At 60.3% G+C, this 24,035-nt stretch carries 17 protein-coding genes; 8 read left to right on the forward strand and 9 right to left on the reverse strand.

Translation table 11 applies throughout. The annotated features are described in order from the left end of the window. Positions 1-30 precede the first annotated feature (30 nt). On the forward strand, positions 31-1,215 hold the full coding sequence (locus tag HWY45_RS26135) for an acetyl-CoA C-acyltransferase (RefSeq protein WP_034202090.1): 1,185 nt from the start codon (positions 31-33) through the stop codon (positions 1,213-1,215). A gap of 445 nt (positions 1,216-1,660) precedes the next feature. On the opposite strand, the gene HWY45_RS26140 is transcribed toward HWY45_RS26135, so the two are convergent. The 4 genes from HWY45_RS26140 to HWY45_RS26155 all read right to left on the reverse strand — a co-directional run bounded on the left by HWY45_RS26140 (position 1,661) and on the right by HWY45_RS26155 (position 5,880). After that, positions 1,661-2,350 carry a hypothetical protein gene (locus tag HWY45_RS26140; RefSeq protein WP_059485473.1) on the reverse strand — a complete coding sequence of 230 codons (690 nt, stop codon included), beginning with the start codon at positions 2,348-2,350 and terminating at the stop codon, positions 1,661-1,663. A gap of 187 nt (positions 2,351-2,537) precedes the next feature. Beyond that, entirely contained in the window at positions 2,538-3,686 is a 1,149-nt protein-coding gene (locus HWY45_RS26145) for an MFS transporter (protein WP_059485474.1), read from the reverse strand. A 436-nt stretch (positions 3,687-4,122) separates the two neighbouring features. Then, positions 4,123-5,001 carry a phytanoyl-CoA dioxygenase family protein gene (locus tag HWY45_RS26150; protein WP_059485475.1) on the reverse strand — a complete coding sequence of 293 codons (879 nt, stop codon included), beginning with the start codon at positions 4,999-5,001 and terminating at the stop codon, positions 4,123-4,125. 21 nt (positions 5,002-5,022) lie between these two features. Next, on the reverse strand, positions 5,023-5,880 hold the full coding sequence (locus HWY45_RS26155) for an NAD(P)-dependent oxidoreductase (protein WP_081057975.1): 858 nt from the start codon (positions 5,878-5,880) through the stop codon (positions 5,023-5,025). 669 nt (positions 5,881-6,549) lie between these two features. Here HWY45_RS26155 and HWY45_RS26160 point away from each other — a divergent pair. Next, entirely contained in the window at positions 6,550-7,179 is a 630-nt protein-coding gene (locus HWY45_RS26160) for a TetR/AcrR family transcriptional regulator (protein ID WP_034202087.1), read from the forward strand. A gap of 582 nt (positions 7,180-7,761) precedes the next feature. Continuing rightward, complete coding sequence (locus tag HWY45_RS26165; RefSeq protein ID WP_034202086.1) at positions 7,762-8,361, forward strand: TetR/AcrR family transcriptional regulator; 600 nt, start codon at positions 7,762-7,764, stop codon at positions 8,359-8,361. A gap of 175 nt (positions 8,362-8,536) precedes the next feature. On the opposite strand, the gene HWY45_RS26170 is transcribed toward HWY45_RS26165, so the two are convergent. Continuing rightward, positions 8,537-9,997 (reverse strand): aldehyde dehydrogenase family protein, encoded by a 1,461-nt coding sequence (locus HWY45_RS26170; protein WP_059488333.1) that lies wholly within the window; start codon positions 9,995-9,997, stop codon positions 8,537-8,539. Positions 9,998-10,545: 548 nt separating this feature from the next. On the opposite strand from HWY45_RS26170, the gene HWY45_RS26175 reads away from it, so the two are divergent. From HWY45_RS26175 to HWY45_RS26195, 5 genes are all read left to right on the forward strand, one after another. Further along, positions 10,546-11,526, forward strand: coding sequence for a branched-chain amino acid--2-keto-4-methylthiobutyrate aminotransferase (locus HWY45_RS26175; RefSeq protein WP_006498943.1), 981 nt, complete (start codon positions 10,546-10,548; stop codon positions 11,524-11,526). Positions 11,527-11,923: 397 nt separating this feature from the next. Then, positions 11,924-13,243 carry a DUF1329 domain-containing protein gene (locus HWY45_RS26180; protein ID WP_173448958.1) on the forward strand — a complete coding sequence of 440 codons (1,320 nt, stop codon included), beginning with the start codon at positions 11,924-11,926 and terminating at the stop codon, positions 13,241-13,243. Between the two features lie 16 nt (positions 13,244-13,259). Then, positions 13,260-14,966, forward strand: coding sequence for a DUF1302 domain-containing protein (locus tag HWY45_RS26185; RefSeq protein ID WP_059488258.1), 1,707 nt, complete (start codon positions 13,260-13,262; stop codon positions 14,964-14,966). Between the two features lie 7 nt (positions 14,967-14,973). After that, positions 14,974-17,373 (forward strand): efflux RND transporter permease subunit, encoded by a 2,400-nt coding sequence (locus HWY45_RS26190; RefSeq protein WP_059488261.1) that lies wholly within the window; start codon positions 14,974-14,976, stop codon positions 17,371-17,373. A gap of 16 nt (positions 17,374-17,389) precedes the next feature. Next, positions 17,390-18,364, forward strand: a complete 975-nt coding sequence (locus HWY45_RS26195; RefSeq protein WP_059488263.1) for a WD40/YVTN/BNR-like repeat-containing protein — start codon at positions 17,390-17,392, stop codon at positions 18,362-18,364. Between the two features lie 90 nt (positions 18,365-18,454). Here the strand turns inward: HWY45_RS26195 and HWY45_RS26200 are convergent, their stop codons facing one another. The 4 genes from HWY45_RS26200 to HWY45_RS26215 all read right to left on the reverse strand — a co-directional run bounded on the left by HWY45_RS26200 (position 18,455) and on the right by HWY45_RS26215 (position 23,798). After that, positions 18,455-19,156, reverse strand: a complete 702-nt coding sequence (locus tag HWY45_RS26200; protein WP_059488265.1) for a response regulator transcription factor — start codon at positions 19,154-19,156, stop codon at positions 18,455-18,457. 314 nt (positions 19,157-19,470) lie between these two features. Next, complete coding sequence (locus tag HWY45_RS26205) at positions 19,471-21,108, reverse strand: GMC family oxidoreductase (protein ID WP_059488267.1); 1,638 nt, start codon at positions 21,106-21,108, stop codon at positions 19,471-19,473. Positions 21,109-21,324: 216 nt separating this feature from the next. Beyond that, complete coding sequence (locus tag HWY45_RS26210) at positions 21,325-22,275, reverse strand: alpha/beta hydrolase (RefSeq protein ID WP_059488269.1); 951 nt, start codon at positions 22,273-22,275, stop codon at positions 21,325-21,327. A 32-nt stretch (positions 22,276-22,307) separates the two neighbouring features. Next, entirely contained in the window at positions 22,308-23,798 is a 1,491-nt protein-coding gene (locus tag HWY45_RS26215; RefSeq protein ID WP_059488271.1) for a flavin-containing monooxygenase, read from the reverse strand. Positions 23,799-24,035 lie beyond the last annotated feature (237 nt).

The raw sequence follows: 24,035 nt of genomic DNA on the forward strand, positions 1-24,035 counted from the left end.
CCTCCATCGCCTCATCAATAAGGATACCGTATGATTGATGCCGTCATCGTTTCCACCGCACGTACGCCCATCGGAAAGGCATATCGCGGTGCATTCAACCTCACGCACTCGCCTACCCTTCTCGGGCACGCAATCCGGCACGCGGTACTGCGTGCCGGCATCGAGCCGGATCGTATCGAAGACGCCGTGATCGGTTCGGTACTCAACGCCGGGACCGCTGGCGGCAATATCGCCCGACACGGCGTGCTGGCAGCCGGATTGCCTGCCAGCGTCGCTGCGCAAACACTCGACCGGCAATGTGCGTCCGGCCTGATGGCGATCGCGACGGCCGCCAAGCAGATCATGTGCGACGGGATGCAGGTCGTCGTTGCGGGCGGCCAGGAAAACATCTCGGCGGTACAAACGCGCTACTTCGAGTGGACCCGCGCCGACGAGGACCCCAATGTGCTGGCCGCGCAACCCGCGGCCTACATGCCGATGCTCGAGACCGCCGAGTTCGTTTCCCGCAAGTACGGGATCTCGCGGGACGTCCAGGATCAGTACGCACTCGATTCCCAGCTCCGCACCGCCGCCGCACAAGCCGCCGGCCGCTTCTCGAGCGAAATCGTTCCGATCACGACACAGAAGCTGGTCGTCGACAAAGCGACCGGCACGACGTCGAGGCATGAGGTCACGCTCACGCAGGACGAGGGAAATCGTCCCGGCACGACGCTCGAATCGCTGGCCACGCTCGCACCGGTAATCGACGGCGGTGTTGTGACGGCGGGTAACGCGAGCCAGCTTTCGGACGGTGCAAGCGCCTGCGTCCTGATGAACGGAAAAACCGCCGAGCAGATCGGGGCCACCCCTCTCGGTATCTATCGGGGCATGACCGTCGTCGGCAATGCACCGGAGGAGATGGGCATCGGTCCCATCTATGCGATCCCGAAGCTTCTGGAGCTTCATGGCCTCAAAACCGACGACATCGGTTTGTGGGAGCTCAATGAGGCGTTCGCCTGCCAGGCGCTGTACTGCCGTGAGAAGCTGGGAATCGATCCCGCGCGATACAACGTCAACGGCGGCAGCATTTCTATCGGCCATCCGTACGGGATGACCGGCGCGCGCATGGTCGGTCATGCCCTGATCGAAGGCAAAAGACGTGGTGCACGCTACGTCGTTGTTTCGATGTGTGTAGGCGGCGGAATGGGCGCGGCCGGCTTGTTCGAAGTCGCTTGAATCAATGCGTCTCATCCCGGGAACTCGAACATGGCGTTGCGTTCCCGGGATGTTCGCAAGAAATGATTTTCAAATTCAGCTCATCAAACACGGAGGCTGGGCATGGTGAAGCGCTTATTCATCGCAATCTCGCTTATCGCCGGGATATTTTTCGTATTGAGCCCGGGATTCATGGTTCTGTACCATATCGAGCATTACGACTCGACCCAATAAGGTTGGCCCGCCGGACATACTCCTTCCGCCTCGTGTGTTTCGAACCCGAAGCCCTTCGACTCCGGGACGCCCCGGCCGGCAAACAGCCGGAGGCCCGCTCACTGTCCCACCATCGCCGTGACGCCGGGCAACGTCGCCCGGCGTCACGTAGATCGAACTCGGCTCGCGACGGACCTTCGCCTCTCCCTTTCCATTGCATAAGTGAAGCAAGGCGTTTCGTCGGGCACGACAACTAGTTTTGATGTCGATGCATGGTACCAACGGCATAGCGTCGATTGATCTTTATTTCATCCTCCTGGGCGCGCTCCAAAGCACAATAGGCGAAATACAGTGAGACGGACATGTACGACCAGGAGAACATGGCGAGTGTGTAGAAAATCATGTGGTCGCTATCTCCGGGTATGTGGTAGAAGTCGTAGATACTCGCGATGATCTGCGTGGATACCAGTGCCAGTGTCACGCTCGCAGCGTTCCGGTTCTCTCCCGCGTCTATCAACTTCTTGATGACGTAGACCAGGTAGAGCGAGAACAAGGACCACATCACCAGATAGAAATACGGCTTGGGTCCGATCATGAAATCCGCTGCCCACAAAACAACGGTTCCCGCCAGTGCGCCTACCACATACATCACGTCACCTAATATCGACGGCTTGTATCGGTGCGTGACGGCCATCATCGCGGCAATGGTGATGACCGGCACACCGAATCCTCTGGAAAACGCGTCGCAAAAAATAGAAACTTCAAAAAAGGCGGGATTTCCCGTCAAAGCATTGATCATCAAATTCGTTGCGGAGAACGTCACGACCAGCGACTCGAACCCGAGCAGACCATTTCGCTTAACGAGATACTTCACACCACATATCAGCGAAGTCACTATCAAGGTGAGATCGGCAAGACAATAAAGATAAAATTTGATTTCCATGAAGAGATCCAGTGATAGTCGAGAATTTCATTAGTGCTCGAGCTCAACCGCGTTCGCGCCATTCCCTGCATCGCCTCCCGGCGCGAAATGGTCCGACCGATACCGGCCGGTTCCACACTGCCGTGTCAGGCAGCAGCCCCGCCGCGTGGTGCGGTCGCAGCGTCTGTCGTTGGCTCCGCCTCACGCGTCACGCGACAGCAGCTTCGGAATGTCTCGACTTGAACTGTCGGATCGCAACGCTGGTCAGCAGAATCGGCACCACCAGCAACCCGACGGAAAGCCAGCCAACCGCGCGCAAACCGGCCACACTGAACACCGTTCCGGCAATCGCGGGGCCGATTGCCAAGCCCAAATTGATCGCCGACGCACAGGTCGCAGTGCTTCTGCCGCTGGAATCCATTTTTGAGAGCGCCGCCACCATATACGGCGCAACCAGCGTCGCACCGGCGCTGATCAGGGCCGTCGACACGAGAAACGCCCATTTACCGCCCACGCAATACATGCCCAGGCTGCATGCGATCAACACGATGAGCCCGAAGGCGATCGGCTTGAACAGTCCGCAACGATCACCCAACCAGGAAACCGCTACGCCCACCGGCAATTGAGCGGCAGCATTGATCATGAACAGAATGCCCAGTTGCTGCGCCTCGACGCCACGAGTTGCCGCGACCTCCGCGGCGAACCCCATGAGGGCCGTCTGCGAAACGTAGATGAAGAATGCACTGATCAGAATCCCGCGGACATCGCTGGATCTGATCGCATCCTTCGCGGCACCTTCCTCGCTTGCGTTGATGGCGGGGTGCATGAATGCGCCGAAAAACAGGGCTGCCACGACAATGGCTAGCTGGACGGCATCCACGCCGATGCTCCCCACCTTCGCATTCACGACCGGCACGACATACATCGCGACGGAAAATATGACGGCCATCGCCACAGCGACTTGAGCCGCGACCTTCTCCGGGTGCTTGACGTGCGCAATCACACCGTACGCACACACGCAACTCACACCCAAGGCGACGCCGAGAATCAGCCTGGCGGCGACAAAAACATGAAAATTGTTCGTAAACATCGCGCAAGTCGACAGAACGGCAAGCGCCGCCGCAATCAGTGCGCCCGCTCTCTTGTTCAACGTCGCCATGCGCCGTCCGAAAATTACGATGGAAAGCGAAAGGCAGAGAAGCACCGCGGACGCGAGCCATCCAGCGCTGCTTTCGGACAGTCCGAACCGGGCCATCGATTCCTCGATGTTGAACGGAAGCAGATAGGTTGGGGTCCATACCACGGCCCCCGTGTAAAGCAGGGCGATTTTACGGATCCCCTTGATTTCGTAACTCACGATGCGCTCCTTGTCGTTTGCACGAATGCGAGAGCGCGTCGAAGGATCTCGATCGCCCTGCTGCTCACACCCACACGTGGACTGTTTCGAAGATGGCTTCAACCGACCGATAAATCGCGATATCGAGCTCGTTCGCGCTTCGCCGGCCCTCATATCGACGGCCGGGGTGATTCTCGAAACGGGTCGAACTCGATATCTACGGGGCAACAGGTAGCAGGACGTGCCGCTATGCCGCATCTTGACTGCGCATAGGCGGGAGCTTCAGCAGGTTTTAAGCCACGACCCGCCTGCGCTGAAGCCCCGATTCCGCTCCACATACGCGCATCGCGTCGGCCTCCTCGCACTTGATGTCGGCTGACTACGATGCCTTCTGCGATGGGGGACCGTCCAATTTCTACGGGAAAAAGCGCGGTAATTCCAACGCTCATCACGTCCGTCAATCGAAATGCCCGACCTCGAGGAAATCCTTCATTTTCAGCAGATCGTTCGGGTCCGACATTTGCCCGTTACGCTCGACGAAGCCTGCAAACGTGGTGCCATAGGTCCAGCCGAGCAATCGCTGCAGTTCCTCCGGAAAGCGCTTCACACGTTCGATCGGCAACGTGAGGTATTGGTTTTCTTCTTGACGAAGGATCGCCAGGTCATACGACATCGTCAGGCCGGTTCTCGGCGCATCGCTGACGTTCTTCCCGCCGCCGTGATAGGTCGAGCCGATGAAGAAAAGGGCATCGCCGGCGGACATCACCGCGGAAACCGCTTCCTCCTGCTTGGGCATGCGCTCGTCGTCCCACTTGTGACTGCCGGGAATGACGAGTGTGGCGCCGTTTTCCTCGGTGAAGTCCGATACCGCCACCATGACCTGGAACCGAGCTTCGCGACCGTAGTTCGGATGTCGCCAGAGCCAGACAGAATCATCGCGATGCAAGGGCTGCAGGCCTTGACCCGGTCGAATCTGAATGGCCTGCGTCACGCCCACCTGAATATCCGGGGCAATATCGACCTGGTTTTCGCCGCTCCAGATCTTGATCGGCGTCTGCAGAATGCTGCGCGCGGCGCCCAGGTAGAGCGGATGCAAAGCGACCTCGGCCATCCAGTCGGTGCGTGCGAAGAGCCGCGAAACTCGCCGCGTCTGTGTACCCGCGAAGTACTCGTCTACGCCGTTCGGAGCAGATTCGAGCGTGTCGAAAAGCGTCCGCTGGATACGTGCGAGCAGGTCGGAACCGACAAAGTTCTTGACGATCGCACCGCCATCCTGGCGAACCGCATTCGCCAGGTCATCAGGACTGCTATCACTTGAAAGGCGTTGCAACGACATGGTGTTTCCTCCAACAAGTTGTCAATGATTGAAAAGAGCAGCGTATCCGCGGTCACCATCGCCTTCTGCAATGGATGACAGGATTCGCTCGCGTAACGCCTTCAGGATTCGCGGCGGCAGCCCCGCGTCCTCCTGCGCCTGCTGGAACAGCGCGACTGCTCGCGCGTACACGTCCAGGTTCGCGCCCCGAGGTTGATAGTCGGAAGCCGCCACGGATTCGAACAGGCCCTCGATAAAGCGCGCCTGACCGGCGATGTAAGTGGGAATCAAGTCACGAATCTCGTCGATCGACATGCCCGAATTCACGACGAACCGAAGACCTTCCAGGAACGCTGCGCCAGCACCAAACACGAAGGTTCCAGTCAACCCGGCATCGAGCACGTTCGGTACATCGGGGCGTGCACCGACGTAGACGGATCGTGGCGCGATCTTTCTCACGAACGGCTCGACTTCGTTCCAGACATTCACCTCGGCGCCAAAAAGGATGGTTGCGCTTTCTCTGCCGATATCGGGCGGAAAGCACTGGATGGTCCCGCTGATGAATTTCGCGCCGACGCGGCTCACGAGCCGATCCAGCGCCTGGACCTCGGATGGACGCCCCGTTGCCAGATTGACGATCGTTTTTCCTTGCAAGCCCTCGCCCAGTTCCTCGAAGTCGCTCGCGACGTCGATCGGTGTTGCGGTCACGACGACGATGACATCCGCCTGCGCACAGGCATCCATCACACTGTCGGCCGCTCGGGCGCCGAGCTCGGACACACGTTGAGCCTTTCCCGAGTTCCTGTTCCAGACGACGACTTTCTCGCCATGCTCAATCAGAGAGATGGCGATCGCGGATCCCATCGCGCCCAGACCCAAGACAGCAATCAAGTTGCTCATTCGTACACCCTATCGTGTCGTCTACCACGTTGCAGCAAGACAATCATCATTCACATCGATCAATAAAGTCACACGACTTGGTCATATGACTGTACGGCGAGGCGCATACCAAGTATTCACGTGGCCGCGGTCCCTGCGTTGCGTTTGCGCGACCTGCAGCGGCAGACACGCCCCGGAACAGGGAACTCGCCGCACCACGTAACGACTCAAGCCACGCTAGCGGTGCAGAGTGACTGACTTGATCAAATGACCATGTATCTACAGGCACGAGTCTTATGCGCCGAATTGACATTTGGAATACGGGGTTTCCACTAGCCGGATATGAAAGCGCCGCCCGAACTCACACGATCACGCTTGCCCCCCCCCAACGCGTGGCCTGCATCTGCCTCGACGCCGGCTCGCAGCCGAGCATCTGCGGGCCGGAATCGCGTGCCGACCGATTACAGCGTGGCGCACCGCCCCGCTCCTCGGCATGCGGCACCAGGGTCACACCAGGCATGCGTCGGGGCGTCACGTTTCCCACGCAGCGCCCCGCACATCACATCCGTGCGCAGCAACGCCTTCCGAGGCTCGCGGAAATAGCGTTCATCGTCATGCTAATATCCAGCGATTCGACTACCCGGCGCGGGTAGCACCTTAGGACGAAGACATCAAACGGAGCACTGGCCTATGCAGAGAGTACGGGCTGAAGTCCGCCGCCAGGACCTCGTAGCGGCAACTGTCGCGGTTATTGCAGAGCACGGTGTAAAGGGCGCCACGACCCGTCGCATCGCCGAAGCTGCGGGTTGCCCGCTTGCTTCGCTGCACTACGTCTTTCACTCGAAGGACGAACTGTTGTTCGCGGTCTATGAGTCCTTGATCGACTTGATCCGCACAGATAGCCCGGAAGCGCCCGAGCATGGCACACTGTCTGACCTCGCGGAATTCAATTTGCGCTCGGTGATGGCCTGGTTCGAAGCAAACCCGGCATACGCAAAAACCCAGTCGGAACTCTATACATGGGCACTGCGACATCAGCCCGAAGTGGCTGTGGGCGCCCTTCGTATCTCGCTGGAAGGCGCGCGTGGCTATCTTTCCGCCGCCGAGCCGCGTCCCAGTGCAAAAGCGCTGGATGCCGTCGCGCGGCTGACCGTTGTCCTGGTGGACGGGCTACTTTTTTCCTGGTTTGCTCAAGAAGACTCGAAACGCCTGGCGGCTGACGTCGACCATGCGAGCAAGATGCTGGCCGCCTATGCGGCAACGCTCTCGGACGCTGGTCCGCCCGCGAAGACCGCTCGCAAGTCAGCACGGAAGCCGTAAGCAGTTTCTGCCCCCTAGACACCGGTTGCATAGGCCTCGCCGCGGCGAGGTTCGCATCACCTCTTTGCGAATGCCTGCTCGGCTCGTAACGCATCACGTTGATGGCTTCGTCGTGTGCGGCGCTACTCGGTGCGCACACCCTGTTCGAACGCCCGTTACGGAAACGTGACGCTCGCCCCTACCGCAACAAGCGCGACGCGGCAATCAGCACCTCAGAGAATCCACTGGCGCCACTTCCGGCATTCCAGTTCAATTCCCGTGCAAACACGACTCACCAGACGGCTTCTGGGCCGACGTCACGCCCCTTGTCCCCACGGGTTTACCTCCATCGACATCAAATCTTCGGCTGCTTAATTTTCAGAAAGGTCAAATGACCAAGTCAACCGAACGCCTTTCTCGTCCATGACTCGACCTGGCAAGCGAGGCATCCGGGAAACCATTAGCCAGCGCTTCCATGGACAAACTTTCAAGAAGCCGACATAATTCACGACCGTTGTGGTCAATTGACCATGTAATGCGAACGAACACTACACACCCACAAGACGTGAACGAACGAGGATTTTCGGGTACCGGAGTTTATCAATGACACGAGTTCGCGCTGCGATGCGGCGACAGGATTTTGTTGACGCTGCCGTGGAAGTCATCGCCGCGCATGGCGTCGCTGGCGCCACGACGAGACGCATCGCGCAAGCCGCATGCTGCCCTCTCGCGTCGCTCCATTATGTATTTCGGACCAAGGACGATCTGTTCGACGCAGTTTACGAATCCCTGTTCGATCTTCTCGCAACGGACATTCCAGCTCATGGTGAATTTCACTCGCTGGGCGAACTCGCCGGATGGCAGTTACGCGAGACCGTCGAATGGCTCGTACGGAATCCGTCGTACGCCCGCGCGCAGTCCGAGCTGATCCAGTGGGCGGAGCGTCATCGTCCGGATTTCGCGTTGAAAACCTACATTCAGACTGTCGAGCGAACGATCGCTTACTTCGGCAAGCATGTGCCCAAAGTGAGCTACGACATGCTCGAGCCTGTCGCACGAATGAGCATTATCCTGATCGATGGTTTGCTGAATAGTTGGCAAAACGAAACCGACCTCGACGGGCTCGAGGCCAATCTGGATAGTGCGAGCTCGGCGTTGGAGGCGTTTGCCGATTCGATCTCGAACTCGACCACACACGCTTGAGAATCGACGCAGTGCTACGTTGTGCCGAAGGCCAACGACCTGACAGGGCCGATGCGATGCCGATCTGCGCCACATCGCGCTTGAACGCGCGTCGCGATATCGTCGCCGCTCCGTCGACGGACGACGGCTGACAGCGGGGCGCCCACCCGAGATGAGCGCCCGTCGTCGATTCCACTCAGCTGACCGCACCCGGGGTCGCACCGAACATGGACTTCGTCTCGAGGAACTCCTCGATGCCGGCGTAGCCCCATTCGCGCCCATTTCCTGACTGCTTGTAACCGCCGAACGGCGCTGCGATATCAGCTGCGGCACCGTTCAAATGCACCATCCCGGTCCGCAGTTTTCTTGCAACCCGCTCCGCCTGCTCGATCGATTCTCCATAGACGTATCCCGACAAACCGTACGGCGAGTCGTTGGCAATGGCAACGGCGTCGGATTCATCCCGATAGGGAATGATCACCAGTACCGGACCGAAAATCTCCTCTGTCGCAATCGTCATCTGATTGTTCACGCGGCTGAAGACGGTCGGCTTGACGTAGTAACCTCTTTCGAGCCCAGGAGGACTGCCAAGTCCGCCCGACAGGAGCAGCGCGCCCTCGTCGATTCCCGCCTGGATCATCTCCTGCACCTTCCGATGCTGGCGCTTGTTCGCCATCGGGCCCATCGTCGTGCTCGGATCACGCGGATCGCCGACGACGACCTGCGCGCACGCAGCCGCGGCAATTTTTTCCGCCTCGTCGAGGCGATGCGCCGGAACCAGCATTCGCGACGGCGCGGTACACGTCTGACCGGAATTGACCATCATCTGCAGCACGCCGTGCGTCACGGCCTGTTGAAAGTTTTCGCTGTCCAGAATGATGTTCGCCGATTTCCCCCCGAGCTCCAGCGTCACCCGCTTGATCGTCGTCGCCGCGGCCTGGGCAACCTCCACGCCAGCGCTCGTAGACCCCGTCAGCGACACCATGTCGAAGAGCGGACTGGAAGCAATCGCCCGTCCCAGGCGTTGCCCCGAGCCTTGCACGAGATTGAATACACCCGGCGGCACGCCTGCCTGTTCGAGGATCTCGGCGAGAACGATGGCCGAATAGGGTGCATTCTGACTGGGCTTCAACACAATCGTGCAACCCGTCACCAACGCCGGTGCGACCTTGCACATGACCTGGTTCATCGGCCAGTTCCACGGGGTAATCAACCCGCACACCCCCACCGGCTCCTTCACGATCCGCGATGTGCCCTGGATTCGCTCGAACGAGTATTGCTTGGCGACTTCCAGCGTCGTGTGAAGGTGCCAGAGTCCCAGCGCCGCCTGGAGCGGACGGGAAATGGCTTCCATCGGAGCACCCATCTCGAGCGTGATGGCGTCCGCCATATCCTGCAACCGCTCGGTGTATACGGCGATCACGGCCTCGAGTATTTTGAGCCGCTCGACCAGCGGCGTGTTCGAGAACGTTGCGAAGGCATCGCTCGCCGCCTTCGCCGCCAGGTCCACATCCGCCTCGTCGGAGAACAGCAAGACTCCGGAGCCCTCCCCCGTCGCCGGATCGACAATTTCCTGTTCAATGCCACCGTTCACCGGCTCCACCCATCGCCCGCCGATGAACACCCGGCGGAGATGATCTGCTTCAAAAATCGGCATCAGCTCGCTCCATGTCAGTTGGTCTCGGGGCACGTCATCAGTCATCGAAATCGCCCTGGACGATCCATACTAGCGTCTTTTTTGATCATTTGTCCAAGTCACACGACTACGTAATAATCAGCATTGCCATGAGCGAGACAAAGTACGACGCTCGAAGCAACGGACCACAGTTCGGCCCCGTCAAGGTCTACGGAAACTGCGGCATGACGGCAATGATTGCGAGACGCCACGGGGCGTTCCGGCGAAATGGGCAACGCACCAAAGTCACCTTTTCCGGGCGGACCGGCGCGGCTTGCTGGCCGAACGGTGAGTTCAGATCTGCTCGGCGATCGAATCTCTGGCGAACCTCACAGAGGGTTAACCTTCATCGACATAGACTTTTTCGAGCAATACTTTCTACTACACGGTCAATTGATCAAGTCATGTGGCAGACTTTCTGCCGGATAGCCAGGAAGTAAGCAATCCGCAAAGTAGCGCACCGCGATCCGGTCGCTTTCTGACATCAACACCAAACGGCAACTCTCCCCTGGGAGCGAAAGGTAATTACCATGGCAATCATCCAAGTACAGCAGATCATGCATGAGAACCCGTTGCATGCTCGTGCTCCGCATGAACCCCGCTACGAAGATGGCAGTGCTTTCTGCGACGGCAACTATGTCCCCATCACCGAAGCGACCGTCCCGCTCGTCGACGCGGGGTTCCTGCACGCCGACGCGGCCTACGATGTCGTCACCGTCTCGCGCGGCAATTTCTTCCGGCTCGATGATCACCTCACCCGCATGGAGGAGTCGTCGGCGAAGTTCTTCCTCGAGAATCCGTTCAATCGCGACCAGGTCAAGGAGATTCTCCACAACCTCGTGCGAAACGCAGGCTTGAAGGACGCGTATGTCTGGTGGTGCGTCACCCGCGGCCCGCTGAGCGTCGACCGCCGCGACCGCAGCGCGATGAAGAACGCCATGTTTGCATTTGCCGTGCCGTTCTTCTTCCAGGCCGACGATGAGGTTCGCACGCGAGGCTCGAACCTGCTGATCAGCAAGCGGTACAACCGCATCTCCGCGAAAGCGGTCGATCCCACGGCCAAGAACTTCCACTGGATGGACATGAAGCTCGCGCTGTTCGAAGCCGCCGAGCGGAAAAAGGACTGGGCGATTCTCGTCGACGAGGAAGACAACCTCACCGAAGCAGCCGGCGCGAACGTCTTTTTCATCAAGAACGGCGAGCTCTACACGCCCGCTGAAGGCTGCCTGTTGGGTATTACGCGCCAAAGTGTGTTCGACATCGCCGCCGAGCTCGGCCTCAAGGTGAACATCGGCAAATACACCGCGACCCAGTTGCGCGAAGCCGATGAAGCATTCACGTCGTCGTCGGCAGGCGGGATCATGCCCATCAGCTCCGTCGACGATCAGCCGCTCGGCAATCGCAACGGCCCCGGCCCGATCTCCGAGAAGATTCACAACCTGTATTGGGAAAAGCGTTGGGCAGGATGGCACGCGCAGCCCGCCGAGTACTTCTCGTCGATCCCGGCATAAGCCAAGCCATGCGGAGGCGGCACGCGTAAGGAGCCGCTTCTGCCGAACAGAGCGCATCCGGCTTCGGTGAGTGAAGATCGGCTGCATGTAGTACGCACAGTCCGGCACACCATCAGGTGTGCCGGACGACCCGATCATCAACGCAACAATGATGAATGGGGCAGTTGATTCACGCAAATTACAGCAAAACGCAGATTTATAAACTTCGCATTACGAATTAATTGCAGTGACGATCATTCGTTCGCATGCGTTCGCTTATACCCAACCCTTTTGGGCGGATTCACGTTACCTGGTCAAGGTCAAGGAGATTGATGTGGTCAAGATGCCTTCTTTCAAGAAATACCCTTCCCTCGTTCGATCGGCAGCGAAATCGTCACTTCTCGCTTCCGCGGTCGCGATGACTTTGACCAGCACGTTTGCCGAAGGCCTGGACTCGTCTCATACACCGTCCGGGGCGGAGGTCGCCGGCACCGCAAACGGGATTCCCGCATGGGCACCTGTTGGAAACGTAGGTTCGGGCTGGACTTACGGCAAGCGCCGCGCGGATTTCTTCAAGTACAAGTCCGACAAGCCGCTGTACACGATCGATGCGAGTAATGTCGACAAGTACGCGGACAAGCTCAACCCTGGCCAGATTGCGCTGTTGAAGAACCTGAAGGGCTTCACGATGCCGGTCTATCCGTCCCGGCGCACGTGCGGCGTCCCCGATTTCGTCGCAGAGAACACGAAGAACAACGTGGGTTTCGCCAAGATGACCGCGGACGGATCGGAGCTCGCCGATGCTCACCTGCCCGGCTACCCGTTCCCTGCGCCCAAGACCGGCGCGGAAGTGATGTGGAACGCGAAGGTGCACTACCGCGGCGCCGGCGTCGAGATGCGCGACATCATCACCGTCGTCTCCCCGCGCAAGGGCGCGTCCGACTGGATCAAGAACGTGTCCGACGCGTGGATCTACCAGCCCTGGGGTGACAAGGCCGGCACGACGTTCGCGAAGGTCAATCAGGTCGAAGGCAACGCCTACTACGCGTACAAGTCGCCGGCGGCCATTGCCGGCCAGGCCGCGATCTTTACCACCTATGCCGGCAAGCCTACCGAAGTCTTCTACTACTTCCCGGGGCAGCGCCGCACCCGTCGCATGCCGTCGTATGCCTACGATGCGCCCCAGATCGGCTTCGACAACCAGTACAACATGGACGAAGCGCTGGTCTTCTCCGGACAGACGGACCGATTCTCCTGGAAGCTGCTCGGCAAGAAGGAAATGATCGTTACCTATAACGACCTGGGCATGTACGACTTCTCGGACAAATTTGAAGATGCCTACGGCCCCGACTTCGTGAACCCGGCGAAGCGTCGCTACGAACTCCACCGCGTATGGGTCGTGGAAGCCACGGTCAAGCAGGGGATGCGCCATACCGCTCCGAAGCGCCTCTTCTATGTCGACGAAGACAGCTGGAGCTACCTCGGCGCGGTGGACTACGACGCGCAGGGCAACATCTCGAAGGTTCGCGAGGGTTACATCATTCCGGTGTACGAGACGGGGAGCTGCGACACGCTCGCATTCGCTCAATACAACCTCGTCGACGGCCGGTACCTCGTGGACGGTTCGATGCTTGCGGCCGGACGGGACGCGAAGTGGTCGGTCGACTCGTCGGCGGACCAACACTACAAGCCGAGCTTCTACAACGCCGATAATCTCCGCGCGTTGAGCGAGCGTTGACAAGGGCCGAAACAAAATGGCTACCACCTCCTCATTACAGCCCCGCTCCAGCGTGGTGTTCGTGCGCACGGCGATCGCGGCGCTTGTCGCCGTCGGTTGCGGCAGCGCGCACGCCTTCACGTTCACGATCGGAAACGTCGAAGGTAGTTTCGATTCGACGATATCGGCGGGCGTCGGCATCCGAACCGCGTCGCCGAGCAGCAATCTCGTCTCGCCGACCTACAACGTGACCACCGGTGCGCAGACAGGTGGCGGCCGACTCGGTCAGTTGAGCGGCCTCTCCGATCAGGGCGACATCAACTACGGCAAGGGAGATCCGTTCACGAGCTATCTCAAGGGCAACCACGAGCTGGTCCTGAAGATGCCGTCGCAAGGGCTCACGTTCATGGCACGGGGCACCTGGCAATACGACTACTCCGGTACCCGCACGACAGGCGCAACCAGCGGACAGGACCTGTTCTACAACCCTTCGCCCAACCTGAGCGGCGGGCTCCCGTCCGATGCCGAGAAGAACATCCGCTTCAAGCCGCGCCTGCTCGACCTGTGGGTCAGCAAGCAGTTCAACGTAGGCGACCAGATTGCGCGCGTCCGTGTGGGTAACCAGGTCATCAGCTGGGGCGAAAGCATCTGGGAAATCGGCGGGGTCAATGCGACGAATGCGATCGACGTGAATCGCGCGTCCCAGCCCGGGGCGCAGGTCAAGGAGATCATCCTGCCCGCGCCGATCGTGAGTGTCGCATCCGGCGTGGGTCACGGCGTGAACGTCGAAGGGTACTTCCAGAGCAACTGGAACCAGAATTACCTTCCGCCGGTTGGCAGCTATTGGTCGAATCAGATCGTCGGGCCCGGCAACAACACGTATGGCGTCTCGACCATCCACCCGAAGAACGGCGGGCAGTATGGTTTTTCCCTTCGCTACCAGCCGGCGGGAACGGACCTGAATCTCGGTTTCTACACGATCGCGTACCACGACAAGTTCCCGCAAGTCTCGCTGAGCTCGACGGGCGGCACGGTTTTCCGGTTTCCGGAAGACCGTCACATGATCGGTGTCAGTGCCAACTTCCCGGTGGGCGACTGGGCGATCGGCACCGAACTCTCGTACCGTCCGCGAGACGCCGTTCCGCTGAATCCGGCCAGTGGATGCGTCGCGCAAGGAGGAAACTGCTGGGTCGACGAGAAGCGATTCCAGTGGCACCTGACGACCCTCTACTCGCTCCAGCCCGGCAATTCCGCAGCGTTCCTGAAGCTGCTCGGCGCCCAGACCGCCACGCTGACGACAGAGACGGTGATCATTGCGTATCCGGGACTTCACAAGAGCTACGGCGGGTCGCCGATTTCGCCTGGCGCGCTTCTGTGGGGGAACGAATTCAACGACTTGTTCGCGACCGGCGCACTCAACACGCCGGGTAGTGCCCAGGGAACGAAATACTCCGGCGGGATCGACGTCGATTTCAACTGGGTTTACGACGGCACCGTCATTCCCGGGTGGCAGGTCAATCCGGGGATATTCGTCCGATACGGCCTCTTCGGCAATACGCCGAACGTGAATGCCCAGTTCATGCGCGGCGTGACGGCCATGAACCTGTATGTGAACTTCATACAGAACCCGGCGAACTGGCAGGTCGGATTGAACTACACCCGTTTCATGGGTCCGACCAACCCGCTGGCCAACCCGCTACGTGACAGGGACTTCGTGGCAATCGTCGCTTCTCGAAATTTCTGAGGTCAATATGAATCAAACGCCTGTTTCCGACGCAGCCCGACCCAGCAAGCTGCTAAGAATTCTTCATTCGCTGGAAAATGCGCTGTTCGGTCACAGGCGTCTCGTGCTGGGGCTCCTGGTTCTCTTCACCGTCGTCATGGCCTGCTTCGCCGTCAAGCTGCGCATGGATGCCGGGTTCGAGAAGCAGCTTCCGCTGGGCCACGAATATACCCAGACGTTCAACGAGTATCGCGGTGACCTGCTCGGCGCCAACCGCCTGATCGTCGTCGTCAAAGCCCGCAAGGGCAGCATCTGGACGCCGGCTGCGTTGAAGCGCCTGTACGAAGTCACCCAGGCGGTCACCTTCCTGCCGAACGTGTCTCGCAGCAGCGTTCAATCCCTCTGGACTCCGAATTCATTCGTCAACGAGATCACCGAAGACGGGTTCCGCGCAGACCCGCTCATTCCCGGCACCGTGACGCCCGATCAGCTCGACAGCAACACGGTAGGCGCCATTTCGCGCTCGACTGCCCAGGGCGGCTTCGTCGGCAGCCTCGTGTCGCGCGACCAGAGCAGCGCAATGGTCACCGCCGATCTCAACGAGCTGGATGCCAAAGGCGAGCGGGTCGACTATGTGGCATTCGATCAGGCTCTCGAATCGCAATTGCGCGCCAAGTTCGAGGATTCGAACTATGAAATCCAGATCATCGGTTTCGCGAAGCAGATTGGTGATATTGCAAACGGCGCGTCGTCCGTCCTGAAGTTCTGCGCGATCGCCCTGCTCCTGACCGCGTTGGCCGTCTACTGGTACTGTCGATCCGTTCGCCTGACGATCCTGCCGCTGACCTGCTCGCTGGTTTCGCTCGTCTGGCAGTTCGGCACGCTGCATCTCCTCGGCTACGGGCTCGACCCGTTGGGCGTGCTGGTTCCGTTCCTGGTGTTCGCGATCGGTGTTTCGCACGGCGTCCAGCAGATCAATTTCATCGTGCGCGAGATCTCCCACGGGAAGTCGGTGGAACAAGCCGCTCGATCCAGCTTCAGCGGGCTGCTGATTCCCGGCACGCTCGCCCTGGTGACCGCTTTCGTGTCCTTCGTCACGCTGATACTGATTCCGATCCCGATGGTTCGCGAGCTTGCGATCACCGCTTCGCTCGGCGTGGCGTACAAGATCGTCACGAATCTGGTGATGCTTCCGCTGGCAGCGTCGTTGCTCAAAGTCGACGGCAATTACGCAAAGAATGCGGAACGGCATGCCGTTCGTCGTGGCCGCGTGCTCCGCGTGCTCGCAAAAGTCGCCATTCCGCGCAATGCAGCGATCGTCCTGCTGGCTGCCGTCGTGGTGTTCTGCGTGGCGGCCTGGGAAAGTCGGGACCGCGTGGTGGGCACCCTGCAGGCCGGCGCGCCCGAGCTTCGTGCCGATGCCCGGTTCAACAAGGATTCGTTTTCGATTGCGTCGAGCTACGACGTCGGCCTGGACTGGATTTCCATCGTCTTCGAAGCGCCGCCCCAGTCCTGCAACAACGTGGAGGTCGGCGCCTACCAGGATCGTTTCGTCTGGTCGATGCGTGCCGTCCCCGGCGTGCTGTCGGTCGTTTCGTTCTCGTCGTTGCTGCGGCAGTACAACGAGGGATACAACGAAGGCAATCCGAAGATGTCCGCGATCCCCATCGATCCCGACAACTATTCATCGCTGGCCGGCGAGGTGGCCCGCACGCCCGGCGTCATGCGCAAGGACTGCAGCATGACCGCGGTGAACATCTATCTGGCCGACCACAAGGCGACCACGATCACCCAGGTGATCAACGCCGCGAAGCATTTCCGCGATACGAACAAGCTGCCGGGCGTGAAGATCCGGCTCGCCTCCGGCAACGCCGGCGTGCTGGCTGCGGTCAACGACGAAATCGAGCGCAGCGAATTGCCGATGATGCTTTACGTCTATACGACCATCGTCCTGCTCGTCCTCGTCACGTACCGCGACCTGCGCGCGGTCCTCGCCTGCTGCTTGCCCCTGACGATCGGCACGTTCATCGGGTATTGGTTCATGAAGGAACTGCAGATCGGCCTGACCGTCGCCACGTTGCCCGTGATGGTGCTGGCGGTGGGCATCGGCGTGGACTATGCGTTCTATATCTACAACCGGCTGCAGCTGCATCTCGCCAACGGCGTCGACATCGTCAAGGCGCTCGAACAATCGATCCTCGAGATCGGGACGGCCACCATCTTTACGGCGATCACGCTCGCGATCGGCGTCGCCACCTGGTCGTTCTCCGAGCTCAAGTTCCAGGCCGACATGGGCAAGCTGCTGGCGTTCATGTTCATCGTCAACATGGTCATGGCCATGACGGTTCTGCCCGCCTTCGCCGTCTGGCTCGAGCGCATCTTCCCGCGGCGCAAGCCCGCCCGTGCCCCCGGCCTGCTCGCCCATTGAAGAAAAAGAGGATTCCATGACCCTGTATCGCAAGGTTCTCTCCCTGTCGGCCGGTGCCGTCGTCTTTGGCGCGCTGCTGGGCAGTACGCCAAGCGCGGTATCCGCATCGGAACTCCGGCCCGTTCCGGCCGTCCAGTCGAGCATCGCGACCCAGTCCGCCGTGCTGGATGCCACCTGGGCCGGCCAGCGGGTCGTGAGTGTCGGCGCGAACGGCATCGTCCTGCTGTCCGACAACCGCGGTGCGACGTACCGTCAGGCTAAGTCCGTGCCCGTGAGCTCGACGCTGACGTCCGTCAGTTTCATCGACGCCAGGACAGGGTGGGCAGTAGGCCACTGGGGCGCGATCCTGAAGACGACCGACGGCGGCGAGACGTGGGAGGTTCAACGCCTCGCGACCGGCGAAGATCGCCCGCTGTTCGGGGTGCACTTCATCGATGCCAACCACGGCGTGGCCGTCGGACTCTGGTCGCTCATCCTCGTCACCGATGACGGCGGCAAGACCTGGACCAAAAGGGAAGCCACTCTCCCGAACGGCAAGAAGTCGGACCTGAATCTGTTCGGCCTCTTCTCGAACGGCAATGGCGAGATCTTTGCCACGGCCGAGAAGGGGCAGCTCCTGATTTCCAGGGACAAGGGCAACACGTGGGAAAGCGTGGAGACCGGATACAAGGGCTCGTTCTGGTGCGGCGTGGCGCTGCCTAACGGTGTGCTGCTGGTCGGCGGGCTGCGTGGCACGTTGATGCGAAGCGAGGACAACGGCCATACCTGGACACGCGCAACGCTCGACACCAGGAACTCCATTACCGCGCTTGCGTCCCGAGGCTCCACGGTATTGGCGGTAGGTATCGACGGGTTGCAGGCTCAAAGCACCGATGACGGAAAGACATTCAAGCGCCTGCATACCGAGACCGGGACGACTTATACGGCCGCGCTACCCTCGTCTGGCGACAAATGGCTGATTTTCTCCCGCGACGGGGTCGTCTCGCGGTAACGATTCAATGTTCGTGTGGCGCGGCAGGCCGTGATCGAGAAACACGGCCCGCTGCGTCGCAGTCGATACCGCAGTCGATACCATTGGCCGTCACCTCCCGTGGCAGCCGGGTTTTCGAAGGCGATAGCCGACGCCGTGCACACTCTCCAATACGCCCGATACCCCCGCGTCCATCAGCTTTCTCCGCAGGCGGCTCATGTGGCCGTCCACAGTGCGCGTAGACGCGCTCGCGTCCGTCATGCACGCGTTGAGTAATTCGATACGCGTAAACGCATGGTTCGGCACCTTGGCCATGTAAGCGAGCAGGCGGAATTCGGCGAGTGTCATCGATATGGGCTCAACACCGAAGGATGTCCGAACGTACGCGACATGGTGTTCCATGTCGATCTCGAGCATTCCAACCCGCAGGCGGCGCGCCGGGGCGAACGCGCATGATCGCCGAAGAATCGCGAGCAATCGCGCGACGACCACTTCCGGGTTGAAGGGTCTGACAATGTAGTCATCAGCCCCAGCATGCAGTGCTCGCACCCGCTCCTTGTCCAGATCACACTCCGACACGACCACGACCGGCGTATCGCACTGTCTTCGAAGGTTGGCGAGTATTTCGAGGGTATCCGCATGTAGTTGACGAACGTCGAGAATGACCAGGTCGGGCTTCAGGTTCAGTCGTGCGGCGAGCACCGGTTGAGCCGTCGTGGTCTGAAATGTTCGGAACCCGTTGCGGATCAGGCAAGTGTCGAGCGTAGACGACATGTCCGGCGTGTCATCTACGATGAGTATCAGGGAGTGCATGAGCGAAGTTCAGAGTCGCCGTCTTGCCGACGTATGAACATGTTCGGATCGCATTCCAGGTTCACGGACATGACGTGACCCATTGGTGACGATGCTCATCACGGCGCGTACCGACGGTCTTCGGGGAGAGAGACTGATGACTGACCCATTCCGGTATGCACGCGGGGTCGGATACGGAACCCGGGGGCAATCAGCTAAGCGGCCCGTTGATTGGCCTTCCTGCAGCGGACGTTGCAGCGCATACGATGCTTCCTCAACGTCCGTGTACGATCGCGGCATTCGCGCCGGCGAACGCCGGCGCGAGAAGACATACGTCAAGCCGCGAACCCGGCTTTCACATCGGCACCAGCCGGGAATCTCGAGATCCCGCGAATCAGATCCGAGGCTTTTTCTCCAATCATGATCGTCGGCGCGTTGGTATTTGCGCCCACCAACGTCGGCATGATCGACGCGTCGACGACACGCAGGCCTTCCGCTCCCCGTACGCGCAATTGAGCGTCGACGACCGCGAGTTCGTCGTTCCCCATCCGACACGTTCCCACCGGATGGTAAACAGTGTCGGTCCGCTCGCGCAGCAGCGCACGTATGTCTTCGTCCGTACGCGATCGGGATGCGTACAGATCCTTCGTCACGAACGCCGACATCGCCGGCGTCGCCATCAACCGTCGCGTGAGCTTGTATCCCTCGACGAGGACATCCAGATCGTCCGCGTGCTCGAGGAAGGCCGGGTCGATCAGCGGCGCATCCAGCGGATCCGCGCTTCGCAGTTTCACCGATCCCCGGCTTTTCGGCCTCAACACGCATACGTGACACGAAATACCATGTCCGAGCTGCACCTTCCGGCCATGATCGCTGACCGGTCCCACGACAAAGTGCATCTGGACGTCCGGCCGATCCAGATCGGGACGCGTCTTCAGGAAGGCGCCGCCTTCGGCAAAATTGGTTGTCAGCGTACCGCTGCGCGACTTCCGGTATTGCCTGATGTCGGCCAGTGTCTTGATCCCTCCGCGTATCGATACGCCGAGCGCATCAAGGCTATTCGTCTTGTAGCTGACGACGAAGTCCGGGTGGTCCTGCAAGTTCTGACCGACGCCCGGGAGATCGACTACGACATCGATCCCGTGACGCTGAAGCTCGTCCTTCGGACCGATACCGGACAACATGAGCAACTGCGGCGACTGAAACGCGCCGGCGCAAAGGATCACCTCTCTCTTCGCCCAAACCGTCTCGACATTCCCCGCACGCGTGACTTCGACACCAACGGCCTTGTTGCCGTCGAACACAATGCGCCTGACCTGCGCACTGGTTTCGACGGTCAGATTCCCGCGCGTCTTCATATGCGGAAAAAGATAAGCACGTGCGGCACTCCAGCGCTCGCCATCCTTCTGCGTCACCTGGTAGATACCGACGCCTTCCTGCTCCGCACCGTTGAAATCGTCCGTGACGGGCAGGCCGCACTGCCGTCCGGCCTCCAGCCAACGCCCCTGAAACGGATTGTCCGTCTTCAGATCGCTGACCCAAAGGGGGCCATCGCGCCCGTGCCAGTCATTGCTCAGACGCTCGTTATGCTCGCTTCGCTTGAAATAGGGAAAGACGTCGTTCCAGGCCCAGCCTTCGTTGCCGAGCGCGGCCCAGTCATCGTAGTCGGCATGATGGCCGCGCGTATACACCATCGCATTGATCGCGGACGATCCACCCAATGCCTTGCCGCGCGGCTGATAGCCGCGCCGGCCCAGCAGCCCTTTCTGCGGCACGGTCTCGAACGCCCAATTGTTCAGCCGGGACGGAATCATCAGCACCAAGGCAGCCGGAACGTTGATTGGCCATCCGTCGCCGGTACCGCCCGCCTCGAACAGGCACAGCGTCGCGTCGGGGTCTTCGGTCAAACGTGAAGCCAGCACACTGCCTGCCGAGCCACCGCCTACAACAAGATAATCGAATGAATTGTTCACGGGTCTGTGTCCTGGATAGTGCTTGAGCGCTTCACAAGCAACTTCCTGATGTATCGATTCCACCGCTCACGTAGCGCCACCGAGCCGCTGCGCAACCGGCTTCATTCCGTCATGCATCAGCACTGTGGCCGCATCGGCAACGCTGGAGATCGTCCATCGAGCCGCATGCAGCCACTCAATGGCGCAACGCACGATCAAGTCGCAATCGCCGACGTGTCAATGGTGCTGCGCGCTCTCGAGGATCCTGCGAAAGCTTGCGACGCCCTTCTCGATCCATGCCCGAGCGCCAGGCGAGATCGCGCCCATGTCGTAGAAGCCGTGCAGCATGCCATCGCACCGGATCGTCTCGACCTTGACTCCGCTTGCGTGAAGCAGGCGACCGTATGCCTCGCCCTCGTCGCGCAGGGGATCGTATTCCGCGGTCACGATGACGGCCGGCGGCAACCCTGCGAAGTCCTTCGCATGGATCGGCGCCAGTCGCACATCCTCCGGGTTCGTGCCGTCGGGAACGTAATGCCCTTCAAACCATGCAATCGACTCGAGGTCGAGCAGATAGCCTTCACCGTTTTCCTTGAAGGACGGAAAGCCTGAACGGTCCTGTGCCACCGCGGGATAGATCAGGAGCTGCGCCGCAAGCGAAATTCCCTCGGCATGCAATTGCTGGGTCACGACGGCCGCAAGATTGCCGCCCGCGCTATCCCCGGCCACCGCCACGACGTCGTTTCCGCCCAATTCGCCTGCGTTGGCGATCACCCATTTGGTCGCGGCGACCGCGTCGTCCGCCGCGGCCGGAAACCGGTGTTCGGGCGCCAATCGGTAGTCCACCGAGACCACCACCGCATTCGCGCCGCGCGCCAGTTCCCGGCAAATGTTGTCGTGAGTGTCCAGATCGCCAATGACGAACCCGCCGCCGTGGAGAAAAACGACCGTCGCCAGACGCGTGTCCGCGCTCGGACGATAGCTCCGCGCCCGCAGCGATACAGACGCGCCGGGGATGGTCAGGTCTTCCACGCTGTGGAGATCGACAATGGTCTCCGGCGCACGAACGGCCTGAGCCAGATGCAGCATCAGTCCACGCGCTTCTTCCGGCGTTGACTGCGGCAACGGTTTCGCGCCGGACCCGGCCAAGGATTCGAGAAAACCAGCGAGATGCAAATCGAGTGCCATAACATCACCTTGTAATCGAACGTTGCATGGGATCAGCGGTACACCAGGACTTCGGCATCGGGGCTCAACTCCGGAATGGTCTTGCGCTCCTCCTCGTACTCGAAGTGGTGCTGCCACGGCATGCGATCGCCCCGCATGTGCATCTGGTGTTGCGACCGCATGACGTATCCCGCATTGAAATTGTTCGGGTCCGTCCAGGGCAGCCGCTGCATGTCGGCGTCCTCGGCTCTCAGGCGCGGTTCCACCGTCTTCGCACCGACCTTTTCCATATGCGCAAGGACCCGACAGGTGAATTCGCACACGAGATCGGCGCGGAGCGTCCAGCTCGAACGGTAGTAGCCGTAGATGAACGCCATGTTCGGGATACCCTCGATCATCAGCCCTCGATACGAGACCCGCTTGGTCATGTCGACCGGATCTCCATCGATCTGAAAGGCGATCTGGCCAAACGCACTCATGTCGAAGCCGGTCGCCGTCACGACGATATCCGCCTGCAGGTGCTCGCCCGACGCCAGCGTGATACCGGTTTCGTCGAACGATTCGATGGTGTCCGTCACGACGGACGCCTTCCCGTCCCGGATAGCCGCGAAGAGATCGCCCTCCGGGACCGCAGCCACGCGCTGCTGCCAAGGGCGATAGCTGGGATTGAAGTGCTTGTCGACGTCGAAGCCTTCCGGCAGCTGTTGCCGGATCTCGTTGATCAGCCAGTCGCGAACCGCATCCGGATTCGCCGAGGACAGATTGATCAGGTCGAACGTCTGCTTCAGGTGTGCCCGCCGCAGAATCTCAGCGCGCCATTCTTCGGGAAGGTTCAGTTCGCGAAGGGTGGTGTCCAGTTGATGCGTCCACGGAACCGACGTGAAGAACGTCGGCGACCGTTGAAGCATCGTCACATGCGCCGCGGTTCCGGCGAGCGCCGGGATCAGCGTCGCGGCCGTCGCGCCCGAGCCGATCACGATCACCCGCTTTCCGGCATAGTCCAGATCTTTCGGCCAGTGCTGCGGATGAACCACCGTTCCCTTGTAGCGATCGAACCCGTTCCACTTCGGGGTGAAACCCTGACGATGGTCGTAGTACCCCGCCCCCAACCACAGGAAGTCGGTGGTCATCAAAAAGCGTTCGCCCGTATCGCCGCGCGATACCTCGACCGTCCAGCGCTTGTGTTCGTTCGACCAGTTCACCGTTTGAACACGATGCCCGTAGCGGATCTTCGAATCGAGCCCGTATTCCTTGATGACCTCGCCCAGATAGCTGTGAATCTCCTCCGCCGTGGCGATCGAGCGCCCCTGCCACGGACGGAATCCGAACGCATACGTGTACAGATCGCTGTCGGAACGTGCGCCGGGGTAACGGTGGGTCCACCAGGTACCGCCGAATCCGTCCATGGCCTCCAGAATGGCCAACGAGCGACCTGGCAGATTCATGCGGAGATGGCACGCGGCGTCAATCCCCGAGATCCCGGCTCCGACAATTAGTACTTCTACGTGCTCCGGCGAGCGCGAAGCTGTTTGTTTCTCAGTCATGAGATCCCTCCGATGACCAGTTATTGAAGATTTTTGTCAGGCCGCACAACCATATCGCCCGACTCAGTCATTTGACTATCTAGATTTGAGGCGCTCAACCGTGCTGGTAGCGATAACCCGTGAGACTCGAGGAAGATCGTCTACATCCCGCCCGACATGCAAGCAGGTCATTGCAATACGACCCCTACATAAGTGGTCATCCCGAACATGATCAAATGACCAAGTCCAATGACTCCC

Source organism: Burkholderia stagnalis, from assembly GCF_902830275.1.
GTDB lineage: Bacteria > Pseudomonadota > Gammaproteobacteria > Burkholderiales > Burkholderiaceae > Burkholderia > Burkholderia stagnalis.